The 23831-nt window shown below is 34.6% G+C and carries 17 protein-coding genes; 10 read left to right on the forward strand and 7 right to left on the reverse strand.

Annotated elements, in window-relative coordinates:
- Position 1: 1 nt before the first annotated feature.
- A complete protein-coding gene (locus tag QO200_RS09185; protein WP_371538956.1) occupies positions 2-547 on the reverse strand; it encodes a DUF2911 domain-containing protein in 546 nt (181 codons plus the stop codon).
- Positions 548-750: 203 nt separating this feature from the next.
- On the opposite strand from QO200_RS09185, the gene QO200_RS09190 reads away from it, so the two are divergent.
- The 8 genes from QO200_RS09190 to QO200_RS09225 all read left to right on the forward strand — a co-directional run bounded on the left by QO200_RS09190 (position 751) and on the right by QO200_RS09225 (position 13818).
- Positions 751-1200, forward strand: a complete 450-nt coding sequence (locus QO200_RS09190; protein WP_371538959.1) for a hypothetical protein — start codon at positions 751-753, stop codon at positions 1198-1200.
- Between the two features lie 231 nt (positions 1201-1431).
- Positions 1432-3108: an asparagine synthase B gene (gene asnB / locus QO200_RS09195; RefSeq protein ID WP_371538961.1), complete on the forward strand. Its 1677-nt coding sequence runs from the start codon at positions 1432-1434 to the stop codon at positions 3106-3108.
- A 223-nt stretch (positions 3109-3331) separates the two neighbouring features.
- Positions 3332-4957 (forward strand): amidohydrolase, encoded by a 1626-nt coding sequence (locus tag QO200_RS09200; protein ID WP_371538963.1) that lies wholly within the window; start codon positions 3332-3334, stop codon positions 4955-4957.
- A gap of 187 nt (positions 4958-5144) precedes the next feature.
- On the forward strand, positions 5145-6761 hold the full coding sequence (asnB, locus tag QO200_RS09205) for an asparagine synthase B (protein ID WP_371538965.1): 1617 nt from the start codon (positions 5145-5147) through the stop codon (positions 6759-6761).
- 179 nt (positions 6762-6940) lie between these two features.
- A complete protein-coding gene (gene gyrB, locus QO200_RS09210) occupies positions 6941-8884 on the forward strand; it encodes a DNA topoisomerase (ATP-hydrolyzing) subunit B (RefSeq protein WP_371538967.1) in 1944 nt (647 codons plus the stop codon).
- A 47-nt stretch (positions 8885-8931) separates the two neighbouring features.
- Positions 8932-9867, forward strand: coding sequence for a malate dehydrogenase (mdh, locus tag QO200_RS09215; protein WP_371538969.1), 936 nt, complete (start codon positions 8932-8934; stop codon positions 9865-9867).
- Between the two features lie 224 nt (positions 9868-10091).
- Complete coding sequence (gene secDF / locus QO200_RS09220; RefSeq protein ID WP_371538970.1) at positions 10092-13061, forward strand: protein translocase subunit SecDF; 2970 nt, start codon at positions 10092-10094, stop codon at positions 13059-13061.
- Between the two features lie 139 nt (positions 13062-13200).
- A complete protein-coding gene (locus tag QO200_RS09225; protein WP_371538972.1) occupies positions 13201-13818 on the forward strand; it encodes an acyloxyacyl hydrolase in 618 nt (205 codons plus the stop codon).
- A 107-nt stretch (positions 13819-13925) separates the two neighbouring features.
- Here the strand turns inward: QO200_RS09225 and lgt are convergent, their stop codons facing one another.
- The 5 genes from lgt to QO200_RS09250 all read right to left on the reverse strand — a co-directional run bounded on the left by lgt (position 13926) and on the right by QO200_RS09250 (position 18987).
- The gene (gene lgt / locus QO200_RS09230) at positions 13926-14852 is read right to left on the reverse strand and encodes a prolipoprotein diacylglyceryl transferase (RefSeq protein WP_371538974.1); all 927 of its coding nucleotides are present in this window, start codon (positions 14850-14852) and stop codon (positions 13926-13928) included.
- Between the two features lie 111 nt (positions 14853-14963).
- On the reverse strand, positions 14964-15218 hold the full coding sequence (gene yidD, locus QO200_RS09235; protein WP_371538976.1) for a membrane protein insertion efficiency factor YidD: 255 nt from the start codon (positions 15216-15218) through the stop codon (positions 14964-14966).
- A gap of 38 nt (positions 15219-15256) precedes the next feature.
- Positions 15257-16735 (reverse strand): cysteine--tRNA ligase, encoded by a 1479-nt coding sequence (gene cysS, locus QO200_RS09240; RefSeq protein ID WP_371538977.1) that lies wholly within the window; start codon positions 16733-16735, stop codon positions 15257-15259.
- Between the two features lie 126 nt (positions 16736-16861).
- A complete protein-coding gene (gene folE, locus QO200_RS09245) occupies positions 16862-17533 on the reverse strand; it encodes a GTP cyclohydrolase I FolE (RefSeq protein ID WP_371538980.1) in 672 nt (223 codons plus the stop codon).
- 260 nt (positions 17534-17793) lie between these two features.
- Complete coding sequence (locus QO200_RS09250; protein ID WP_371538982.1) at positions 17794-18987, reverse strand: pyridoxal phosphate-dependent aminotransferase; 1194 nt, start codon at positions 18985-18987, stop codon at positions 17794-17796.
- 125 nt (positions 18988-19112) lie between these two features.
- Here QO200_RS09250 and QO200_RS09255 point away from each other — a divergent pair, with 125 nt between their 5' ends.
- The gene (locus tag QO200_RS09255) at positions 19113-20441 is read left to right on the forward strand and encodes a PDZ domain-containing protein (protein WP_371538985.1); all 1329 of its coding nucleotides are present in this window, start codon (positions 19113-19115) and stop codon (positions 20439-20441) included.
- A 65-nt stretch (positions 20442-20506) separates the two neighbouring features.
- On the opposite strand, the gene QO200_RS09260 is transcribed toward QO200_RS09255, so the two are convergent.
- Positions 20507-20896 carry a DUF1573 domain-containing protein gene (locus QO200_RS09260; protein ID WP_371538988.1) on the reverse strand — a complete coding sequence of 130 codons (390 nt, stop codon included), beginning with the start codon at positions 20894-20896 and terminating at the stop codon, positions 20507-20509.
- Positions 20897-21056: 160 nt separating this feature from the next.
- On the opposite strand from QO200_RS09260, the gene QO200_RS09265 reads away from it, so the two are divergent.
- Positions 21057-23690 (forward strand): valine--tRNA ligase, encoded by a 2634-nt coding sequence (locus QO200_RS09265; RefSeq protein ID WP_371538990.1) that lies wholly within the window; start codon positions 21057-21059, stop codon positions 23688-23690.
- Positions 23691-23831: the final 141 nt, after the last annotated feature.

Genomic DNA, 23831 nt, shown 5'->3' on the forward strand with positions numbered 1-23831 from the left:
GTTATTCAGTAAATGGAACTGCAACTCTAACTTTATCCCATCCTAAGTTTAGAATGATACCTTTATCTGCTTTGGTGAAAACCATAGAAAAAGACTCTAATGAATCAGCGCCCTCAGTTACGGGAACTTTTAATCGAGCAACATCATTGGCTTCTTTGTAGGAGTAGGAACCCCAAACATTCAAGTCTTTATTGATAATTATAGTGTAGCTGTCTTTTTCTGGAATAGCATATAAAGTATAAGTACCTGCCTTAACTTTATTTTCTCCTAATTTCATGTCTTTGTAAAGCGTGATTTCTGTTGCTTCATTTGCACCTGTTCTCCATACTTTACCTGCTGGAGCAAGTTCGTTAATACTGCGTCCTTTTAGTTGCGGTCTGCTATAGATTACTTTTGCAAGTTTGTCAGCATTCTTATAATCGTTAGGATATGAAGCCGCATCCATAGGACTTTTATCTAGATCAGGAAATTTTTGAGCATTTGCATTTGAAGATAAAAGCATTGTAAAAGCAAAAGCTAATGTGGCTACTACTGTCGATTTTTTCATAGTGTATATTAAATGATTAGAATGTTAAAATTATCAATTGTGTTTTTATAAAGATAATAATTCATGTTAAAATTTTGAAAATAAATTAAAATAGGTTTTAAAAAAGATGAGGCATTTTTAGAATATTACTCTAACTTTGGTCGCGTAGAGCAAGCTTTAAGGGTTTATTGATTTTTGCTTGTTGTCTTCTAAAATGAAAAAACATGACTTTTAAAGAAAAGATATATCAGTATTACTTACAACTCGTTCAGGACAGAATTGATGTTTTTAGAGATATGATAGCGGCACTGACCGAAGATTCAAAAAATGATGCTAAAGGGTCTGCTGGAGACAAGCATGAAACAGCACTATCCATGATGCATCTTGAGCAGGAAAAACTGAATAATAAACTACGAGAAGTCGTTACGCAGAAAGCAGTCTTGGATAAAATTGACTCTTCTAAAGTTGCCGGAACCATAGTCGTAGGGAGTTTAGTGAAAGCAAACGGAATATACTTATACCTTAGTCTCGCATTACCTAAAATAAATATTGAAGGAGTTAATGTTATCGCCTTGTCTCCACAATCACCATTGGGAAATAAATTGATGGGGAATACAGTTGGATTTACATTCGAAATTAATGGAACGAAGTATTTGATAGAAGAGATTGCATAATATTCACTGCAGTTGCTCCTCTTAGATGCTCATATGATTATAGAAGACATTATGAAATTGCTATTTTCAACTTGAAAACTATTCTTACACTTCTTTTAGTTACAATTTCACATATAATTTACATATATGGTTTATATTTATAATCAAATAGGTTGTTTGTGTTTTGTAATTGTAACTGTAATTGCATCTTTGTCTTATCAAAATAAATAAAACAGTTTAAAATATATAGTTATGTGTGGAATAGTATGTGCCTTTGATCTAAAACAAAAAGCGGAAGTTTTAAGACCGCAAGTGTTAGAAATGTCTAAAATCATTCGTCATCGTGGACCAGACTGGAGCGGAATTTACAGTGATGAAAAAGCAATCATGTCTCATGAGCGTTTGGCAATTGTAGATCCAGCTTCAGGAAAGCAACCGTTGTTAAGTGAGGATGGAAAATTGATTTTGGCTGCTAATGGTGAAATTTACAACCACAGAGAATTACGTAAACAATTTGAAGGTAAATACAACTTTCAAACAGAAAGTGACTGTGAAGTTATTCTAGCGCTTTACAAAGAAAAAGGACCTCATTTTGTTGATGAAATGAACGGGATTTTTGGATTTGCTATTTATGATGTAGATAAAGATGAGTATTTTATCGCACGTGATCATATGGGAATTATTCCATTGTACATTGGCTGGGATCAACATGGAACTTTTTATGTAGCTTCAGAGTTGAAAGCATTAGAAGGATATTGTACAAAAATACAGTTGTTTCCTCCGGGACATTACATGACTAGTAAGGATGGTGAATTTGTTCAATGGTACAAAAGAGACTGGACTGAATTTGATGCGGTAAAAGACAACGAAACAAAAATCGAAGATATTAAAGTAGCATTAGAAGCTGCGGTTCACAGACAATTGATGAGTGATGTACCTTATGGAGTATTACTTTCTGGAGGACTGGATTCGTCTATTACTTCGGCTGTAGCCAAAAAATATGCTCAAAAACGTATTGAGTCAGGAGATACTGCTGATGCTTGGTACCCGCAATTGCACTCTTTCTCTGTAGGACTTGAAGGTTCGCCAGATTTAGCTGCAGCTCAAATTGTAGCAGATCATATTGGAACGATTCACCACGAAATTAAATTTACAATTCAAGAAGGTTTAGATGCGATTAAAGACGTAATTTATAACTTAGAAACATATGACGTAACTACTATTAGAGCATCAACTCCAATGTGGTTAATGGCAAGAGTAATTAAATCAATGGGTATCAAAATGGTACTGTCTGGTGAAGGTGCTGATGAGTTATTTGGAGGATATTTATATTTCCACAAAGCGCCAAACGCACAGGAATTCCATGAAGAAAACGTACGTAAATTAGGAAAATTACACATGTACGATTGTTTAAGAGCGAATAAAAGTTTAGCGGCTTGGGGAATTGAAGGACGTGTTCCATTCTTAGACAAAGAGTTTATGGATGTAGCGATGCGAATCAACCCACAAGACAAAATGATCAACAAAGAACACCCAATGGAAAAATGGGTAGTTCGTAAAGCTTTTGAAGATATGTTGCCGCCAAGTGTTGCTTGGAGACAAAAAGAACAGTTTAGTGATGGAGTAGGATATGGTTGGATTGATAAATTAAAAGAAGTAGTAGCTGTTGAGGTAACTGATGAGCAATTAGCAAATGCTAAATTCCGTTTCCCATTACAAACACCTACATCTAAGGAAGAATATTATTACCGTTCTATTTTTCATGAACATTTTCCAAGTGATGCTGCAGCCTTATGTGTGCCTCAAGAAGCCAGTGTGGCTTGTAGTACAAAAATCGCATTGGAATGGGATGAAGCATTCAAAAACATGAATGATCCTTCGGGAAGAGCAGTTGCTAATGTGCATGCTGATGCTTATGCAAAAGCATAATTTAAAGTTTATTTTTAATTAGTTAGGGAAACGTTCTCATTTATGAGAGCGTTTTTTTGTTTAAAATTAATAACAACATGGATAATGTGTTGAATTTTTAGGGGTTTATTATTCTATTTTGTTTTGAAAAATTATTATAGTATCGGGATTCGATGTAAATAACAAGGAGTAGTTTTTTTTATTTGCGCTTCTTTTTTATATTAGCCTATCTAAACCGCACAATATGAAACCCTATATTTTAATTCTTGCTTTATTTACCCTTGTTTCTTGTTTAAAAAAGGATAAAGCTACTGTTGATTCCATAATTACTGAAGCTACGATATATACTGTAAACAAAACTTTTGATACAGCAACAGCAATGGCTATAAGTGATGGTGAGATTGTTGCCATTGGTACAAATGAAGAGATACGCAATAAGTTTGAATCTACGAATACAATCGATGCGAAAGGCAAGTTTATCTATCCGGGTTTAATTGATGCCCACTGTCATTTTTATGGGTACGGGCTAAGTTTGCAGGAAGTTGATTTGCGCGGTACTAAAAGTATGAAGGAAGTGATAAGCCGTATTCAGGCTTTTCAGAAAAAGAAGAATCTTAAATTTATTGTTGGAAACGGTTGGGATCAAAATGACTGGGTGATTAAAGAATTTCCTTCTAAAGCGATTTTAGATAAGTACTTTCCTAATATTCCTGTGGTGCTTAATAGAGTTGATGGTCACGCGATTGTCGTGAATAGTAAAGTTTTGGCATTAGCCAATATCACTAAAGACACAAAAACAATTGGTGGGCAGATAGAAATTGTAAATGGAGAACCAACAGGAATTTTAATTGATAACCCAATGGAGTTAGTGTTTAATATAATTCCAAAACCAAGTAGAAAAACACAAATAACGGCATTGTTAGATGCTGAAAAAATAATGTTCGACTATGGATTGACTACGGTGAATGATGCTGGTTTAGATCCTCAGGTTATTGATTTAATCGATAGCCTGCAAAAGGCTAAGGCGATGAAGCTTAATGTTTATGCGATGGTCACAGTGAATCAAAAAAACATGGATTTATACCTAAAAAAAGGTATTTACAAAACCGATAATTTGGATGTTCGTTCTTTTAAAATGTATGGTGACGGTGCTTTAGGTTCTCGCGGTGCCTGCATGCATAAACCGTATTCAGACAGTCCTGAACAGTTTGGTGCATTAATTACGCCTATTCCAGATATGAAAGTGATTGCCAATAGAATTGCAGGTTCCGCTTTTCAGCTGAATACACATGCGATAGGGGATTCTGCAAATACGGTAATATTGAAAGTATACAAAGCGGCTTTAGAAGGCAAAAAAGACAGACGTTGGAAAATCGAGCATGCACAGGTAATACAAGAGGCCGATTTTGATTATTTCAAATTAGGAATTATTCCTTCCGTTCAACCTACTCATGCTACTTCAGATATGTATTGGGCAGGACAAAGATTAGGAAAAGAGCGTTTGAAGAATGCTTATGCTTATAAAAAATTACTTAAAAAAGCGGGGGTTATCGCGCTTGGTACTGATTTTCCTGTCGAAGAAGTGAATCCGATGTTGACTTTTCATGCGGCAGTTGCTAGAAAGGACAGTAAAGGGTATCCTAGAGATGGTTTTCAGATGGAAAATGCATTGACGAGAGAGGAGACCTTAAAAGGGATGACTATTTGGGCTGCTTATTCTAATTTTGAAGAAAAAGAAAAAGGAAGTCTAGAAGTGGGTAAATGGGCCGACTTTGTTTTGTATGATCAAGACATTATGAAAATCCAAGAGAGCGAAATTTTGAGAATGAAGCCTTCAAATACCTATTTAAAAGGAATAAAAGTTAAATAAGCGAAATGCTTAAAAGCAGTGTTTACAATTTATAGTCTAATCCTTCAGATCGGGTCTATTTTAATTTCATTTTTAATGTATTTACATGTTTTTGGTTTGTAAGTATAACTAAATATCGTACTTGTGTTTTGTATTTGTAACCGCTAACGCATCTTTGGCTTAGCAAAATAAAGAAAATAGTAGAATTATGTGTGGAATACTGGCCATTATAGGAAAAGGAAAAGATGTAGAACAAGTAAAGGAACTTTCAAAAAGGATGTCGCACCGTGGCCCGGACGAAAGTGATTTGCATGTTATGGAAAACGGATCTATTTTAAGTCACGAACGTTTGTCGATCATCGATTTGCATTCTGGTAAACAACCTATTCAAGGAAGTAATACTGCTTATGTGGTTCATAATGGTGAGGTTTACAATCATCAAGAACTAAGAGACGGTATCTTGAAAGAGCACACTTTTAGAACAAAATCAGATTCGGAAGTGATTGTTCATCTGTACGAAGAATTCGGTTATGACTTTTGTAATAAGATAGATGGTGATTTTGCTTTCGTTGTGGTAAACGGAGATGATTTTGTCGCCGCTCGAGATCCACTAGGAGTAAAACCATTATATTACGGTTTAGATGAAAGAGGCAGAATTTATTTCGCTTCAGAAATGAAATCTCTTGCGGATCAATGTAAAACATTTTCCACTTTTCCTCCCGGACATTATTACACACAAAAAACCGGTTTTGTAAAGTATTACAAACCTGTATATGAAGATTATCAAAAGGCTGATCAAAACTTAGACTTAGAGTTAATCCGAACCACTTTGACCGAGGCTACTCGCAAGCGCTTGATGAGCGATGTGCCTATCGGAGTTTTGTTGTCTGGTGGATTGGATTCGTCATTAACATCTGCAATTGCTTCGAGATTATTGGCGAAGCAAGGGAAAAAATTACATTCATTTTCTATAGGATTAGATGCAAATGCTCCGGATGCTTTAGCGGCAAGAAAAGTAGCTGATTTTTTAGGTACTGAACATCATGAAATTTACTTTACAGTTGAAGAGGGTATAAAAATATTAGATAAATTAATTTGGTATTTAGAAACTTATGATTTGACATCGATAAGAGCCAGTACGCCAATGTATTTTTTGTCAAAAGCAATTAGCGATTTAGGGGTTAAAGTAGTGTTGTCTGGAGAAGGGGCTGATGAGATTTTTGGAGGATATTTATACTTTAGAAGCGCGCCTTCTGCAGTGGAATTCCAAAAAGAAACTATTGAAAGAGTACAGAAATTATTTACTGCCGATTTATTAAGAGCTGATAAATCTACGATGGCTCATGGGCTGGAGGCTAGAGTGCCGTTTTTAGACAAGGCATTCTTAGAAATGGCTGTACGTATTAAGCCGGAAGAGAAGCAGCCTAAAACGTATGATGGTAAAGAAAAATACATATTAAGAAAAGCATTTGATACTCCAGAAGATCCGTATTTGCCTGCAGAGGTGTTATGGAGACAAAAAGAACAATTTTCTGATGGCGTAGGGTACAACTGGATCGACCAATTAATAGAATATTGTGCTTCTCAAGTTACAGACGAGCAGCTGTATGGAGCAGTTGCGGAATTTCCATACAATCCTCCAATTACGAAAGAGGCTTATTTTTACCGATCTATTTTCAATAGACATTACCCGCAAGTTAGTGCGGCACAAACGGTTAGAAAGTGGATTCCAAAATGGCAGGAAAATCAAGATCCAAGTGGAAGAGCAAATGAAGCGCATGTACAGGCAGATACTGAAATAGCTATGGCTGGCGCAAAAGTTTAAAAAACAATTGCATTTTATATAAAATTAGAACGCTCTTCATTTTGAGAGCGTTTTTTTATGCAAAAAAATCAACAATATGTTAATAACTTAACGGCTTAAAAAGCTATTTTAACGGTAATATAGCTTACATTTTTATATATTTGCGTGTTAGACGAAATTACATTATTAGAATAAATCATATGAGCGAAGAAATCAAGAAGGACAATTATTCAGCAGATAGTATTCAGGCATTAGAAGGAATGGAGCATGTAAGAATGCGTCCATCGATGTATATTGGAGATGTGGGGGTTCGCGGACTTCATCATTTAGTTTATGAAGTAGTGGATAACTCGATCGATGAGGCGATGGGTGGTCATTGTGATACCATTACTGTTGATATTAATGAAGACGGATCTATTACAGTTGAAGATAATGGTCGTGGTATTCCTGTAGGAATTCATAAAAAAGAAGGAGTTTCAGCATTAGAAGTTGTAATGACTAAAATTGGTGCTGGAGGAAAGTTTGATAAAGATTCCTATAAAGTTTCTGGGGGACTGCACGGTGTTGGGGTTTCGGTAGTAAATGCGCTATCAAATCATCTTACGGCTACGGTTCATAGTAGTGATGGAAAAGTGTACCAACAAGAATATGAAAAAGGAAAAGCATTATATCCAGTAAAACAAATTGGGGAAACTACAAAAAGAGGAACGATTGTTACTTTTTATCCTGATGAAACTATATTTACGCAAACAACTGAGTTTTCATACGATACTTTATCAGCTCGTATGCGTGAGTTGTCCTATCTTAATAAAGGGATCACAATTACATTTACAGATAAAAGAGAACTAAATAAAGACGGAAATTTTGTTTCTGAAATTTTTCATTCCGATGAAGGATTAAAAGAATATATTCGTTACTTGGATGGAAATCGTGAGCCTATTATTGCGCATGTGATCTCTATGGATAATGAAAAAGGAGAAATTCCAGTTGAGGTTGCCTTGATTTATAATACAAGTTATACTGAGAATATATTTTCTTATGTAAACAATATCAATACGCACGAAGGTGGAACGCACTTGCAAGGTTTTAGAACGGGTCTAACTAGATCTCTTAAGAAATATGCAGATGCTTCGGGAATGTTAGATAAATTAAAATTTGACATCTCTGGGGATGATTTTCGTGAGGGACTTACAGCTATTATATCTGTAAAAGTTGCGGAACCACAATTTGAAGGACAAACTAAAACCAAACTTGGAAATAGAGAAGTTGTTTCTCCAGTAAGTCAAGCTGTAGGTGATATGATTGAAGCTTATTTGGAAGAAAATCCAAATGACGCTAGAATTATTGTTCAAAAGGTTATTCTTGCAGCGCAAGCACGTCACGCGGCTAAAAAAGCACGTGAAATGGTACAGCGTAAAACCGTAATGGGTGGCGGTGGATTACCAGGAAAATTGTCTGATTGTTCTGAGCAAGATCCTGCAAAATGTGAAGTATATCTTGTCGAGGGAGATTCGGCAGGGGGAACGGCTAAGCAAGGTCGTGATAGAGCTTTTCAAGCTATTTTACCATTACGTGGTAAGATTCTGAACGTAGAGAAAGCAATGCATCACAAAGTTTTTGAAAACGAAGAGATTAGAAATATATTTACTGCATTAGGAGTTACCATTGGTACAGCCGAAGACAGTAAAGCATTGAATATTGAAAAACTACGTTACCATAAAGTAATTATTATGTGTGATGCCGATGTCGATGGTAGTCATATTTCTACTTTAATATTAACGTTCTTCTTTAGGTTCATGAAGGAGCTAATTGAAGAAGGTCATGTTTATATTGCTGCACCACCGTTATATTTAGTTAAAAAAGGAAATAAAAAAGAATACGCATGGAATGATCTTCAACGTGATCAAGCCAATGAAAGAATGGGGGGTAGCGCAGCTATTCAACGTTATAAAGGTCTTGGGGAAATGAATGCAGAGCAATTGTGGGAAACTACGATGGATCCAAGTTTTAGAACCTTACGCCAAGTGACGATTGATAGCTTAGCTGAAGCAGATAGAGTTTTCTCTATGCTAATGGGAGATGAAGTGCCGCCACGAAGAGAATTTATTGAAAAAAATGCAGTTTACGCAAATATTGATGCGTAATTAAATTATAAGAATCAACTAACTAACCAGAAATACATATATAAAAGATGAAAGTTACTATTGTAGGAGCAGGAAATGTAGGAGCAACTTGTGCAGACGTAATTTCTTATAGAGGAATTGCAAGTGAAGTAGTATTGTTAGACATTAAAGAAGGTTTTGCCGAAGGGAAAGCTTTAGATATTATGCAATGTGCTACTAATACAGGATTCAATACCAGAGTTACTGGTGTTACCAATGATTATTCTAAAACCGCTGATAGTAAAGTGGTAGTTATTACTTCCGGAATTCCTAGGAAACCAGGAATGACGCGTGAAGAATTGATAGGGATCAATGCAGGAATCGTAAAAACGGTTGTTGAAAATGTATTGGTTCATTCGCCAAATGCTATTATTGTAGTGGTTTCAAATCCAATGGATACCATGACATATTTAGCTTTAAAATCTACTGGATTACCAAAAAATAGAATCATAGGAATGGGTGGAGCTCTTGATAGCTCTCGTTTTAGAACATATTTGTCATTGGCTTTGGGTAAACCAGCTAATGATATTTCAGCAATGGTTATTGGAGGACATGGTGATACGACAATGATTCCTTTGACGCGTTTAGCATCTTACAATGGAATTCCAGTATCTCAGTTTCTTTCAGAGGAGGCTTTAGAGAAAGTAGCTGCTGATACTATGGTTGGTGGAGCAACGCTTACAGGTCTTTTAGGAACATCAGCTTGGTATGCGCCAGGAGCATCAGTTGCTTATTTGGTGGATAGTATTTTGAATGACCAAAAGAAAATGATTGCTTGTTCTGTTTTTGTTGAAGGGGAGTACGAGCAAAACGATATTTGTATCGGTGTACCTTGTATAATAGGTAAAAATGGTGTTGAAGAAATTATTGAGATTGAGCTAAATGATAAAGAGAAGGCCGTGTTTGCTAAAAGCGCAGTGGCCGTTCGAGCAATGAACGATGCACTTAAATCAATTTTAGGTTAATCAATACCTTATATAATAAAGAAGACTGCACTTTAGCAGTCTTTTTTTTGAGATTAATTAATAAATAAATTGGTTAATCTTAACGTTAATTATATATTTGCTCGGTTAAAAATAAATAATATAATTCTTGGTTTTCTTTTTTAGAAGCGAAATCGTAGTCAGGGGTTCTTTTATAAGAGTTGAAAATAAACAAATAAATATAAAATAATTAATTTTTAGTAATAATGCAGAATAAAGGACTTATTAAATTTTTCGCAATTCTATTTGCATTGGTGAGTATTTACCAACTTTCTTTCACTTTTGTCGCAAGCAAAGTAAAAAATGATGCCAAAGCATACGCTGCAGGTAATTCTGAAAAAGAAACAAAATATTTAGATTCCATCGGTAAGGAAAGTGTCTTTAACCTTGGATTTACAAATTTCACTTTCAATGAAGTAAGTGATAAGCAAATCAACAAAGGTCTTGACTTAGAAGGTGGTATTAATGTAATACTTCAAATTTCAGTAAAAGATATATTGAAAGGATTATCTAATAATTCTAAAAACCCTGTATTTAACAAGTCTTTGGCAGATGCTACGGCTGATTTAGAAGGAAACAAGTCTTATTTAGATAAGTTTTTTGATGCTTTTGCTGCAAATTCAAAAGGAACTGTAAAATTAGCTTCACCAGATATTTTTGCAAACAGAAGTTTACAAGGAGAAGGTGGAGTAGATTATCAAATGACTGACGCAGAAGTTGAAAAGGTTATCAAAAGAAAAGTTGATGAATCTGTAGAAAGTGCTTTTGGAGTACTAAGAAAAAGAATAGATAAATTTGGAGTTACCCAACCTAACATTCAAAAGTTAGGAGAGTCTGGAAGAATTCTTGTTGAACTTCCTGGTGCTAAAGATGTAGACAGAATTAAAAAATTATTGCAAAGTACTGCTCAATTAGAGTTTTGGGAAACGTACAAAATTGAAGAAATTGGTAATTTCTTGATGGCTACAAATGAGGCATTGAAAAAAACCGAAATTACTACAGTGGAGTCAAAACCAGTAGTTAAAGATTCTTTGAGCGCTTTATTAACAGACGGAAGAGATTCTGCTGCTACTAAAAAAGGAAATAACCCTTTGCTTGACAAAATTATTGTTCAAGGTGGTGGTCCAGTTTTAGGTCTTTTCTCACCAAAAGATACAGCAACAGTAAACGGATATTTTAAAAGACAAGATGTTATAAATTTACTGCCAGCAGAGCAGCGTTATGCTAAATTTGTTTGGGGAAAACTTACAACAATAAAAGACGCTAAAGATAAAGATATTGAAGCGGTAGAGTTATACGCTTTAAAAGGAAATAGAGATAACGTCCCTGCAATGAGTGGTGGAGTTGTTACTGATGCGAAAGATACTTTTGATCAGTCAGGAAAACCTGCTGTTTCTATGCAGATGAATGGTCAAGGTGCAAAAGGTTGGGAAGAATTAACAGGTAGAGCCTACACGCAAAAAAGTAATATTGCTATTGTTCTTGATAATATCGTTTATTCTGCACCAGGAGTAGGTAGCGGGCCAATCGCTGGAGGGAGATCTGAAATCTCTGGAGCGTTCGACATTACAGAAACAAAAGATTTAGCTAACGTATTGAGAGCAGGTAAACTTCCTGCATCTGCTGATATCGTTCAGTCAGAAGTGGTGGGGCCATCCTTAGGTCAAGAAGCTATCGATCATGGTACAAATTCTGCGATAGTGGGATTGCTTTTAGTATCACTTTGGATGATGGTTTATTACGGAAAAGCAGGTTGGTATGCTAATATTGCATTAGCGGTTAACTTATTATTCCTTTTTGGAATCTTGGCAAGTTTAGGTGCAGTTCTTACATTGCCTGGTATTGCAGGTATTGTTTTGACTATGGGTACGGCAGTGGATGCCAATATCATTATCTATGAAAGAGCAAAAGAAGAATTACGAGAAGGAAAATCACTAGATGAAGCAGTAAAAGCTTCGTACAGTTGGACAGGAGCAATGCGATCTATTGTAGATGCAAACGTGACGCACATCTTAATTGGTACTGTATTGTTTATTTTTGGTTCAGGACCAATAAAAGGTTTTGCAACTACATTATTAATTGGTATTATAACTTCATTGTTTACTTCAATCTTTATAGCAAGAATCTTTATCGATAGAAACATTGCTAAAAAAGCTAATTTAACATTTGTTACTAATTTTTCTAAAGACTTTTTTACAAATTTCCATTTCGATTTCTTAAAAGTAAAAAAATGGACTTATTTGTTTTCAGCAATTGTAGTTGTTGTGAGTATTGTTTCATTGGCAACAAATAAACTAGATCAAGGTGTTGATTTTGTAGGAGGAAGAACATTTCAGGTTCGTTTTGAAAAACCAATTGAAGCTGAAGTTGTAAAAGCAGAACTTATTAAAGTATTTGGTAGTGCTGAAGTTAAAATATTTGGTAAGGATAATCAATTGAAAATCACAACCAAATATAAAGTTGAAGAGCACGGTAATGAGGCTGATCAAGAAGTAAATAAATTATTGTTTCAAAGTTTGAAACAACATTACTCGGCAGGTTTAACATATGATAAATTTGTAAACGCATACGAAGGCAAACTATACGGTGTTGTACAACAGTCAAAAGTAGGGCCAACTGTTGCTGAGGATATTAAAACTAATGCATACTGGGCAGTCCTTGGATCAATGCTAATTGTATTCTTATATTTGTTAATTAGTTTTAGAAAATGGCAATATGGTTTAGGTGCAATTGCAGCTGTAGCCCATGATGTTATATTTGTATTAGGGATTTATTCTTTATGCTATAAATTTATGCCTTTCGGTATGGAAATTGATCAACATTTTATCGCGGCAATTCTTACTGTTATCGGGTACTCAATGAATGATACTGTAATTGTATTTGACAGGGTTCGTGAATTTTTAGATGGTAATACTAAAGGTACTTTTTCAGAAATTGTGAACAAATCAATTAATTCAACAATGTCAAGAACAATCAATACTTCATTAACGATGATTGGTGTATTGGCGATAATGTTCTTTTTCGGTGGAGAATCGATTAGAGGATTTATCTTTGCAATGCTTATAGGTATTATTGTTGGAACTTATTCTTCATTATTTATTGCAACTCCAGTATTGGTAGACACAATTTCAAGAGAAGATAAAAAGTTGATAGAAAAAAAACATCAAGAAAGCTAATCATTAGTTTTATAATTTACAAGGACCCAACGCAAGTTGGGTCTTTTTTTTTTGTTTTGAATTTGCCGTTAGATTATCTTTAAATTGATTATATTTAATAGTATCAAGTAAATAGTATCTTAATTTTTTAATACTGCTGATGACTAATAGTAGACTCTTTGCTTTAATTTTTATTCTAACGTTTAAAGGAGTTTATGCGCAAGAGATCAAGCGTAATTTTGCGGTTGGTATTTATTATGGTCTTGGAGATAATTTAGGGAATAAGAACTACAGTTATACAAGCCGCTATTCTAAAGTACAGCTTAGTACGCTGCTAAAACAAAGTAGGAATTTTAAGTATCAACTAATTATTCAACCTGAAATGGATTTTATAGAATATAAGCGTACAAGCAGGGATTATTATGCAAAGGAATATGTGCAGTCCACACTGGAAAGACCAAGTAAGTACAGGAGCGTAGAATACATAAAAGACTATAGTTTGAATGTAGGTTTTATTATAAGTACGCCTATTTCAGAGCGTTTTTCTATTTTTTTATTAGGGAGTGTTGGCCCCATGATTACAGATACTGAGACGGAACGGCTTTCTAAGGGGTTTGCGTTTTCTAATATTGTTTCATTAGGAATTGCATACAAAGTGTGTAATATGATAGTTGAAGTAAGACCTAATTTTAGTCATCTTTCTAATGGTGGATTGCAGAAAGTAAATATTGGTTTTAATACGCGTAATGTAGAATTTGGCTTGAATTATCCATTTTAACAGATTTACCATCATTTCTGTGGTGCTGTTTCGGCACGGGACATAGAAGACAAAAAAAGCCTCCGTTTCTGGAAGCTTTTTAATTTGGTTTTATTCTAAACCAGGTCTTAAACTTTTACTGGTTTTTTAGCTGTGAAAATAAAATATAGCCCGATAAGAATAAATGGGATACTGAGCCATTGACCTGTAGAAAGTAATCCTAAAGCGCTTTCAAATCCACCTTGGCTTTCTTTTACAAATTCGACAATGATACGTACGGAAAATAGCAGGACTAGAAAAAGTCCGAATAAAAAACCTGATTTAAGTCTGGCTTCTGTTTTCCAATACAAGAAAAATAATATTGCAAAAACAAAAACATAACAAAATGCTTCATACAATTGAGCTGGGTGTCTGGCAGGAACTTGTTCTAGTAAATTAGCAAACTGCGGATTAGTTGCAATAGCTTGATACGCGTCTTTAGGGTTTGGTATTTGTGTTGCGTTAACTGCATCTCTAGGACTAAATTGATCACGAACAAATTTTATTCCAAAAGCAGAAGTTGTCTCTTTTCCTATAATCTCAGAATTGAAAAAATTACCCAGTCTAACAAAAATAGCACCACTTGCCACAGCGATAACAATTCGGTCTAAAATCCATAGCAATGGTCTTTGTAGCACTTTCTTGCTGTAATAATACATGGCGATTATTATTGATACGGCTGCTCCATGACTTGCTAGTCCTTGATATCCGGTGAATTCAAAATTAGGAGTAAATCTAAAAGGTAAAAATATTTCTAATAGATGATTGCGGAAGTATTCCCAATCATAGAAGAGAACATGACCTAAACGAGCACCAAGTAATGTGGCAAGGACAGTCCAGATAAACAAGGAGTCTAATTTTTCTATGGATTCGTTTTCGCGATCGTAGATGTTTTTCATGATGTACCAACCCAGTCCAAATGCAATTACAAACATTAGACTGTAGAAACGAATTATAAAAAAACCTAAATCAATACCTTCTGATGGGTTCCAAACTATGTTTAAAGCGTGTGTCATTATTTTTTATTTGATGTAAAAATACATTTTTTGTTTTGTGTTTCAATAGTATATTGAAAATATGCGTTATTTTATTGTGGTATTTAAGAGTCAAATAATAGAAGTTTACCTTTATGGTTGGTGTTGATGACTGCACTTCTTTTTAGGAACTGGGTCATAACCCGTTTTGCCCCAAGGGTGACAACTTAAAATTCGTTTAACACCCAGAAATCCGCCATAAAACAAACCATGAACTTGCAATGCTTCAATCATATAAGAGGAACAAGTAGGTGCAAATCTACAGGTTGCGGGCATAAGTGGGGATAGCGCAACTTGATAAAAGCGAACTAATACTATAAAAGGAAATATGAGGATTTTTGAAATCATATTTTAGATAATTAGCATTTGAATTTCTTAGCTGATTACTAAACACTAAAGGTCGTTCCTTCTTTACCATCTTTCAATTGAATTCCATAAGCAATTAATTGATCTCTTATTTGGTCAGAAAGTTTAAAGTTTTTATCCGCTCTAGCTTGATTTCTCATGCCTATAAGCATATTAACAACAGCCTCCAATTTGTCATTGGTACCGTCTGCTATTTTCTCATCTTCCAGTCCCAATACATCAAATACAAAAGCATTCATTGTTGTTGACAAATTTTCTAAATCGACCGCATTTAAGGTTTCTTTACTATCATTTAGTAAATTGATAAAACGAACTCCTTCAAATAATTGGGCAATTAATATAGGTGAATTAAAATCATCATTCATAGCATCGTAGCATGACTGTTTCCAGCTAGCTATGTCCAGCGTGCTGTTAGGACTCGCATTTATTTGTTTTAAAGTAGCTAATGATTCCATTAGTCTTTTATACCCTTTTTCGGCTGCAACAATAGCATCATCAGAAAAATCAAGGATACTTCTATAATGTGCTTGTAGCATAAAGAATCGAGCTACCGAAGCGGGAAAGGCTTTGCTTAGTATAGAATTTTCTCCTGTTAAAATCTCTCTTGGTAAAATATTATTTCCGGTAGATTTAGCCATTTTTTTACCGTTCAAAGTCAGCATGTTAGCGTGCATCCAGTAATTAACTGGAGTTTGGCCGGTACAAGCTTCGTTTTGTGCGATTTCACATTCATGATGAGGGAATTTTAAATCCATTCCACCACCGTGAATATCAAAATGATTCCCTAGGTATTTTGTACTCATGGCTGTACACTCTAAATGCCAACCAGGGAAACCTTCGCTCCACGGAGAAGGCCAGCGCATAATATGTTGCGGCTCGGCTTTTTTCCAAAGTGCAAAATCCTGTGGATTTCTTTTGTCAGTTTGTCCATCAAGATCACGTGTATTAGCAAGCATGTCTTCAATATTGCGACCGCTTAATCTACCGTAATGATTGGTTTTATTGAATTTAACGACATCAAAATAGACAGAGCCATTGGCTACATATCCAATTCCTTTATCAATAATTGTTTTTATAATCTCAATTTGCTCAATAAGATGTCCTGTAGCTGTAGGCTCGATACTTGGAGGCAAAAAATTAAAAGCCTTTAAAATTTCATGAAAGTCAACGGTGTAACGTTGCACAACTTCCATTGGCTCTAACTGCTCTAAACGTGCTTTTTTTGCAATTTTGTCCTCTCCATCTTCTGCATCGTCCACAATATGTCCTACATCAGTAATGTTACGTACGTAACGGACTTTATAGCCTAAATGCAGTAAGTATCTGAATACAATGTCAAAAGACATAAAAGTTCGCACATTTCCAAGATGTACATTACTGTAAACCGTTGGTCCGCAAACATACATACCTATGCTGCCTTCATGAATAGGTACGAATGTTTCTTTCTCTCCTGAAAGAGAATTGTATATTTTTAACTTCTGGGTAGTATATAAAGGCATGTTTGTTTTTTTAGGAGCTGTTTCCTGCTTTCCGTTTCAATCTTTTTATTTTTAAAGAAAAAATAAAAAGGATTTCCACTTTAATCAGGGCTAATGGTTTGTGGGTAATTGACTATATAGATTACTTTAGAACTTTGTTTCTAACTTAATATAATCCAAAAATTCTCTACGAGCTTGAGGGTCTTTAAATTTTCCACCAAATTCAGAAGTAACTGTGCTACTTTCGATATCACTAATACCTCTTGAATTCACACAAAGATGTTTTGCATCAATAACGCAGGCAACGTCTTTTGTACCTAAAGCATTTTGTAATTCCTGAACGATTTGCATCGTCAAGCGCTCTTGTACCTGTGGTCTTTTAGAATAGTACTCAACAATTCTGTTCATTTTAGACAGTCCAATTACATTTCCATTAGAGATATAGGCAACATGTGCTCTTCCTATAATCGGTAACAAGTGGTGCTCACAAGTGGAGTAAACGATAATGTTTTTTTCAACTAACATTTCGCCATATTTGTAATTGTTGTCGAATGTAGATGCTTTTGGTTTTCTAGCAGGATTCAATCCTCCAAAAATTTCTTTTACAAACATTTTAGCAACACGATTGGGTGTGCCTTTTATGCTGTCATCTGTTAAATCCATTCCTAGTGTGAGTAGAATGCTTTCAACATCTTTTTTTATGCTTTCTATTTTTTCGTCATCAGTAATATCAAAAGCGTCTTCTCGTAAAGGGTTTGTTGCGCATGAACCAATATGATTATCTCCTATTTCGTCATGAATTTCTTCATTATGTTTCATTAAAAGCTACTATTATAGTGGGTGTATATATTTAAGCCGTAAAGATAATTAATAAATACTAAAGAATTTCTATCCCTTTTAATAATTAATGATTGCTTTAACATAGTGATTGGGTAAAGCGATTTTTACGGTTTTGTATTAAAAATAAACGGCAATAACTATAATGGTTATTGCCGTTGTAGGGTATTGTTTTAATTAAGAGAGCTATATCGCTATTTTTATAGCATTATAGTATCACTGTTTTCAAATTGCAGTGCTAATTACTTTGCGTTATAAACTACAATTGCTTCTTTAAGTATTTGTACTGCTCTAATTAACTCTTCTTTTTGTAAGACATAAGCAATTCGAACTTGGTTTAGACCTACACCAAGAGTAGAGTAGAATCCAGCTGCTGGTGCAACCATTACTGTTTCTCCGTCAAGATCATAACTTTCTAAAAGCCATCTTGCAAAATCATCTGCGTTTTCAATAGGAAGTTCAGCGATACAGTAGAAAGCTCCTTTTGGAGTCGCTACTTTTGCTCCTTCAATTTTATGAAGTTCAGCGATAAGCGTATCTCTACGTTCTCTATACTCTGAGATTACTTCATCAAAATAACTTTGAGGAGTATCAAGAGCTGCTTCACTTGCTACCTGAGCAAATGTTGGCGGACTTAATCTTGCTTGTGCAAATTTCATTGCAGCAGTCATTAATTCCTTGTTTTTTGAGACAATGCAACCAATTCTTGCACCGCACATACTGTATCTTTTAGAAACAGAGTCAATCATGATAGCGTTTTCTTCAAGTCCAGGAATGTTCATTACAGAATAATGAATGTCTCCGTCATAAGTGAATTCTCGATAAACTTCATCAGCGATTAAGAACAGATCGTGTTTTTTTACTAAGTCAGCAAGCTGCATCATTTCCTCTTTCGAATACAAATAACCTGTTGGGTTTCCTGGATTGCATATAAGGATTGCTTTTGTTTTTGGCGTAATTAGTTTTTCAAAATCAGCAATTGGAGGAAGAGCAAAACCAGTGTCAATTGATGAAATAACTGGAACTACATTAACTCCTGATGCAGTAGAAAAACCATTGTAATTAGCATAAAATGGTTCGGGGATGATAATTTCATCACCAGGATCCATAGTGCTTCCCATTGCAAAAAGCAATGCTTCAGACCCACCAGTTGTAATGATGATGTCTTCAAAATCAATAGGTAATCCTTGATTTTTATAGAATTGAGATAGTTTAGTTCTGTAACTTTCAAAACCGGCTGAATGGCTGTATTCTAATACCTTGATATCAAAATTCTTTACTGCATTCATAGCCACCTCTGGTGTCTTTATATCAGGTTGTCCGATATTTAGATGATATACTTTGTTTCCTTTCTTCTTTGCAATTTCAGAGAAGGGAACTAATTTACGTATTGGAGATTCAGGCATTTGTGTACCCTTGTTCGATATTTTTGGCATGGTAATAATTGTTGAAATGCAAATTTGCGATTTTTTTTTTGAACTAAATAAACTATCTAGCCTATTTATTGTTAAATGTGCAATATTCTTTAGTTTTTTCAGTAATTTTATGGAAACGTTACTCTATGAAAAAATGGATCTTTTTACTTTTTCTTTTCATATCTACCCTTAGTATTTCGGCTCAGGGTGGATTTCGATTTGAAAAAGAGGTTAACAAAATAAGTATTCCTTTTAAATTAATTAATAACCTAGTATTTATTCCCATAAATGTCAACGGCGTTGAGTTGACCTTTTTATTAGATTCTGGCGTAAAGGAGACTATTCTATTTAGCTTAGAAGAGCAAAGTGATGTGAGTCTTAAAAATATTGAAAAGATTACTTTGCGAGGTTTAGGTAGTGAAGAGGCTATTGACGGATTAAAATCTGTGGGAAATCAAATGGAGGTTAAGGGAATGAAATCTAGTAATCATCTTTTATATGTTATTGTCGATCAGAATTTTAATTTGTCCTCGCATATAGGAATTCCAGTAAATGGCGTAATTGGATCTTCTTTTTTTATAAATAATTTAATCGAAATCAATTACGATAAAAGAAAAGTGTTCTTTTACAAAGACAGTAGGAGAAATAGGAGAAGGATTGAAAGGAGATATAAAAAAGTTCCTATTACTCTTGAAGATGCAAAACCATATGTAAATGCTAATGTTGTTATTGATTCGGAACTTATTCCTACAAAATTACTTATAGATGTTGGAAATAGTGATGCGATTTGGCTATTTCAAAATGCGAATCATAAAATAAAAGTTCCAGTAAATAATTTTGATGATTATCTAGGTAAAGGCTTTAGTGGTGACGTGGAAGGAAAAAGAGCTCGAATTTCAGAATTTTTAATTTCTGATTTTAAATTTATCAAACCTATAGTAGCGTTCCCGGATTCCAGTTCTATAAAACATGTCACAATGGTTCCAGGTAGGGTAGGGTCCATCGGAGGAGAAATTTTAAGACGATTTTCAGTTGTTTTTGATTACCAAAATGAGTTTTTATATTTAAAGAAAAACAGACGCTATTTTGCTCCTTTTGTTTATAACAAAAGTGGAATTGAAATCAGGCATTCAGGCGTGCAATGGGTTAAGGAGACTGTTCAGTTACGTGCTTTTCCAATAACCGTAGATCATGTGGAAATCAATGATGATAAAAAGGCTACTGGTTTAAAGTACAAGTTTCAATTAAAACCTGTTTTTGAAATTGCCAATCTTAGAAAAAATTCACCAGCAGCAAAATGTGGTTTACTAAAAGGAGATGTAATTATTTCCATAAATAAAAACATAGCCTATAAATATTCTCTTGAGCAAATCAATTCAATGTTAAGGTCAGAAGAGGATAAATGGATAACTATAGAGGTTGAGAGAGATCATCAACTGCTAAAATTTAGATTTCAACTAATCGATATTTTGTAAAACGAAAAACGTTCCTTAAAATAATGATTAAGGAACGTTTTAATTTTTTTAAGGTATCACTAATATTATTTAGCGATTACTTCTCCTTTTAATTTTAAAGGAACTCTACCTTCGTCATAATTAACGGCATTCGATTCTACCGTAATCGTTTTTCTGATAGGTCCTACGGCCATGTTATACTTCACTTCAATTTTACTTGATTTCCCCGGTAAGACAGTATCAGTTTGTTTTGATAGGATAGTAGAACTAGCAGTGGATTGAACTGCGTATATGATAAGTGGAGCGTTACCGGTATTTGTAAATTCAAATACGCGTACTCCATTATCTTTTCCTTTAGTTATGGTTCCATAATCAACGGTGTTGTTTTCTGCTTTGAATTGAATCTTTGGCCCGTTCTGGGCAAATCCAATACTTGTAAAGAATACGACCGCTATTATTGTTGCTATTTTTTTCATAAGATTTTTTTTATAGATAAAAAGTAAATTTACTTTCTTTTAATTAAAGCACAAATTTTTATTTCGCTTTTTATAGTGTACTTAATTATTTACTTTTGTCCCCTATATGAATTACAAATATCAGACCAAAGTTTAATTTTGGTTTTAACAGTTGCTTTTTATGACAATTCCCGCACAATTTGACGCCAAGACTATTGAAGATAAATGGTATGACTACTGGATGAAAAATAATTATTTTCACTCTGAGCCTGACCATAGAACGCCATATACCATAGTAATTCCTCCGCCTAACGTTACCGGAGTTTTACACATGGGACACATGTTAAACAATACGATTCAAGATGTCTTGATTAGAAGAGCACGTCTAAAAGGATTTAATGCGTGCTGGGTTCCAGGTACGGATCATGCTTCTATCGCCACCGAAGCCAAGGTTGTTGCTAAACTGAAAGCAGAGGGAATCAATAAATCTGATTTATCTCGGGAAGAGTTTTTAAAACATGCTTACGATTGGACGGATAAATATGGTGGAGTAATTTTAGAACAACTTAAAAAACTGGGTGCTTCTTGTGACTGGGAACGGACAAAGTTCACAATGGACCCAGACATGTCAGCGTCTGTAATTCGCTCTTTTGTTGATTTATACAACAAAGGATTGATTTATCGCGGATACCGAATGGTAAACTGGGATCCAGAAGCTAAAACGACTTTATCTGATGAAGAAGTTATTTTTGAAGAAAGACAAGGTAAATTATATTTCATTCAATATAAAATAGAAGGAAGCGAAGACTTCTTAACTATTGCTACAACACGTCCCGAAACAATTTTTGGAGATAGTGCAATTTGTATCAATCCAAATGACGAACGTTTTGCTCATTTAAGAGGTAAAAAAGCGATTGTGCCTATTTGTGGTCGCGTGATTCCTATTATTGAAGATGAATATGTTGATATTGAATTTGGGACAGGATGTTTGAAAGTGACACCAGCTCACGATATGAACGATAAAACTCTTGGAGAAAAACACAACTTAGAAATTATTGATATCTTCAATGAAGATGCAACAATGAATAGTTTTGGTTTGCATTACCAAGGAAAAGACCGTTTTGTAGTTCGTGAAGAAGTTTCAGTAGAATTAGAAACAATTGGTGCGCTTGCAAAAACAGAAATACACTTGAATAAAGTAGGAACTTCTGAAAGAACCAAAGCTGTTATCGAACCAAGATTATCTGATCAATGGTTCTTAAAAATGGAAGATTTAGTAAAACCGGCGATACAATCTGTATTGGTAGACGGAGATATTAAACTGCATCCTAAACGTTTTGAGAATACTTATGCGCACTGGTTGAATAATATTCGCGATTGGAATATTTCTCGTCAATTGTGGTGGGGACAACAAATTCCAGCTTATTTCTACGGAGATGGGAAAGAAGATTTTGTAGTGGCTGAAAACATAGAAGATGCTTTAAAGTTAGCACGTGAGAAAACATTAAACATTAAACTTGAAACAAAAGATTTGAGACAAGATGTTGATGCATTAGATACATGGTTCTCTTCTTGGTTGTGGCCAATGTCTGTTTTTGGCGGAATAATGGATCCAGAAAGTGAAGATTTTAAATACTATTATCCAACGAATGATTTAGTGACTGGACCGGACATTTTGTTTTTCTGGGTAGCGAGAATGATTATTGCTGGATATGAATACACGGGTAAAAAACCATTTACAAATGTGTATCTAACAGGATTAGTTCGCGACAAGCAAAGACGTAAAATGTCTAAATCATTAGGGAATTCACCAGATCCATTAGATTTAATTGAGAAATTTGGTGCCGATGGGGTTCGTGTAGGTTTGCTTTTAAGCGCTTCTGCAGGTAATGACATCATGTTTGATGAAGAATTATGTAACCAAGGGAAAGGGTTTACTAATAAAATATGGAATGCTTTCAAATTGATAAAAGGATGGGAAGTATCTGATACAATTCCGCAACCAGAATCTTCAAAAGTGGCTATCGAATGGTATGAAGCTAAATTGCAACAAACCCTTTTAGAAATCGAAGATAATTTTGAAAAATACAGAATTTCAGAAGCATTAATGGGAACCTACAAATTAGTTTGGGATGATTTCTGTTCTTGGTTCCTTGAAATGATTAAACCGGCATACCAACAGCCTATTGATAGTGTTACTTTTGCGAAAGCAATCGAAATGCTTGAAAATAATTTGAAGGTATTGCATCCTTTTATGCCGTTCTTGACGGAAGAAATCTGGCAAATATTAGCAGATAGAACTCCTGAAGAGGCATTGATTGTTTCAACTTGGCCAGAATTAAAACCTTTTGAGACGGCTCTAATTGCCGACTTTGAAAATGCTGCCGAAGTGATTTCTGGAATTAGAACCATTCGTAAAGACAAGAATATCCCTTTTAAAGACGCGATTGAGTTAAAAGCGATTAATAACGATTCAGCTTCAACTTATTTTGATTCGGTTGTAACCAAATTAGGAAACATCACCGCATTAGAGTATGTTTCTGAAAAAGTAGATGGTGCTTTATCGTTTAGAGTAAAATCGAATGAATATTTTATTCCGATTACTGGAAACATCAACGTAGAGGAAGAGGTTGCGAAATTAACTGCAGAATTGAATTATACAAAAGGTTTCTTGAAATCAGTACAAGGAAAACTGTCTAATGAGAAATTTGTAAATGGAGCTCCAGAGAAAGTTTTGGCAAATGAAAGACAAAAAGAAGCTGATGCTTTAGCGAAAATTGAAACAATCGAGCAAAGTTTAGCCGGATTGAAGTAAAGAAAAATGTATTATACTATTCTAAACCCCATCTTGTTTTTAACAAGATGGGGTTTTTGTTTACAAGCGACTGCTGAAATAGGACTAGTCCACTATTTTTTAATAGCTTGGTAGTTACTGTTTTATCGACGAACGACATGG

Origin of the sequence: Flavobacterium sp. Arc3, from assembly GCF_041431375.1 — a bacterium.
In the GTDB taxonomy this organism is placed as follows: Bacteria; Bacteroidota; Bacteroidia; order Flavobacteriales; family Flavobacteriaceae; genus Flavobacterium.

Excerpts from the sequence above, each read along its gene's own strand:
- QO200_RS09185 (WP_371538956.1), bottom strand. The coding sequence starts at position 547 with ATGAAAAAATCGACAGTAGTAGCCACATTAGCTTTTGCTTTTACAATG.
- QO200_RS09190 (WP_371538959.1), top strand. The coding sequence starts at position 751 with ATGACTTTTAAAGAAAAGATATATCAGTATTACTTACAACTCGTTCAG.
- asnB (WP_371538961.1), top strand. The coding sequence starts at position 1,432 with ATGTGTGGAATAGTATGTGCCTTTGATCTAAAACAAAAAGCGGAAGTT.
- QO200_RS09200 (WP_371538963.1), top strand. The coding sequence starts at position 3,332 with ATGAAACCCTATATTTTAATTCTTGCTTTATTTACCCTTGTTTCTTGT.
- asnB (WP_371538965.1), top strand. The coding sequence starts at position 5,145 with ATGTGTGGAATACTGGCCATTATAGGAAAAGGAAAAGATGTAGAACAA.
- gyrB (WP_371538967.1), top strand. The coding sequence starts at position 6,941 with ATGAGCGAAGAAATCAAGAAGGACAATTATTCAGCAGATAGTATTCAG.
- mdh (WP_371538969.1), top strand. The coding sequence starts at position 8,932 with ATGAAAGTTACTATTGTAGGAGCAGGAAATGTAGGAGCAACTTGTGCA.
- secDF (WP_371538970.1), top strand. The coding sequence starts at position 10,092 with ATGCAGAATAAAGGACTTATTAAATTTTTCGCAATTCTATTTGCATTG.
- QO200_RS09225 (WP_371538972.1), top strand. The coding sequence starts at position 13,201 with ATGACTAATAGTAGACTCTTTGCTTTAATTTTTATTCTAACGTTTAAA.
- lgt (WP_371538974.1), bottom strand. The coding sequence starts at position 14,852 with ATGACACACGCTTTAAACATAGTTTGGAACCCATCAGAAGGTATTGAT.
- yidD (WP_371538976.1), bottom strand. The coding sequence starts at position 15,218 with ATGATTTCAAAAATCCTCATATTTCCTTTTATAGTATTAGTTCGCTTT.
- cysS (WP_371538977.1), bottom strand. The coding sequence starts at position 16,735 with ATGCCTTTATATACTACCCAGAAGTTAAAAATATACAATTCTCTTTCA.
- folE (WP_371538980.1), bottom strand. The coding sequence starts at position 17,533 with ATGAAACATAATGAAGAAATTCATGACGAAATAGGAGATAATCATATT.
- QO200_RS09250 (WP_371538982.1), bottom strand. The coding sequence starts at position 18,987 with ATGCCAAAAATATCGAACAAGGGTACACAAATGCCTGAATCTCCAATA.
- QO200_RS09255 (WP_371538985.1), top strand. The coding sequence starts at position 19,113 with ATGAAAAAATGGATCTTTTTACTTTTTCTTTTCATATCTACCCTTAGT.
- QO200_RS09260 (WP_371538988.1), bottom strand. The coding sequence starts at position 20,896 with ATGAAAAAAATAGCAACAATAATAGCGGTCGTATTCTTTACAAGTATT.
- QO200_RS09265 (WP_371538990.1), top strand. The coding sequence starts at position 21,057 with ATGACAATTCCCGCACAATTTGACGCCAAGACTATTGAAGATAAATGG.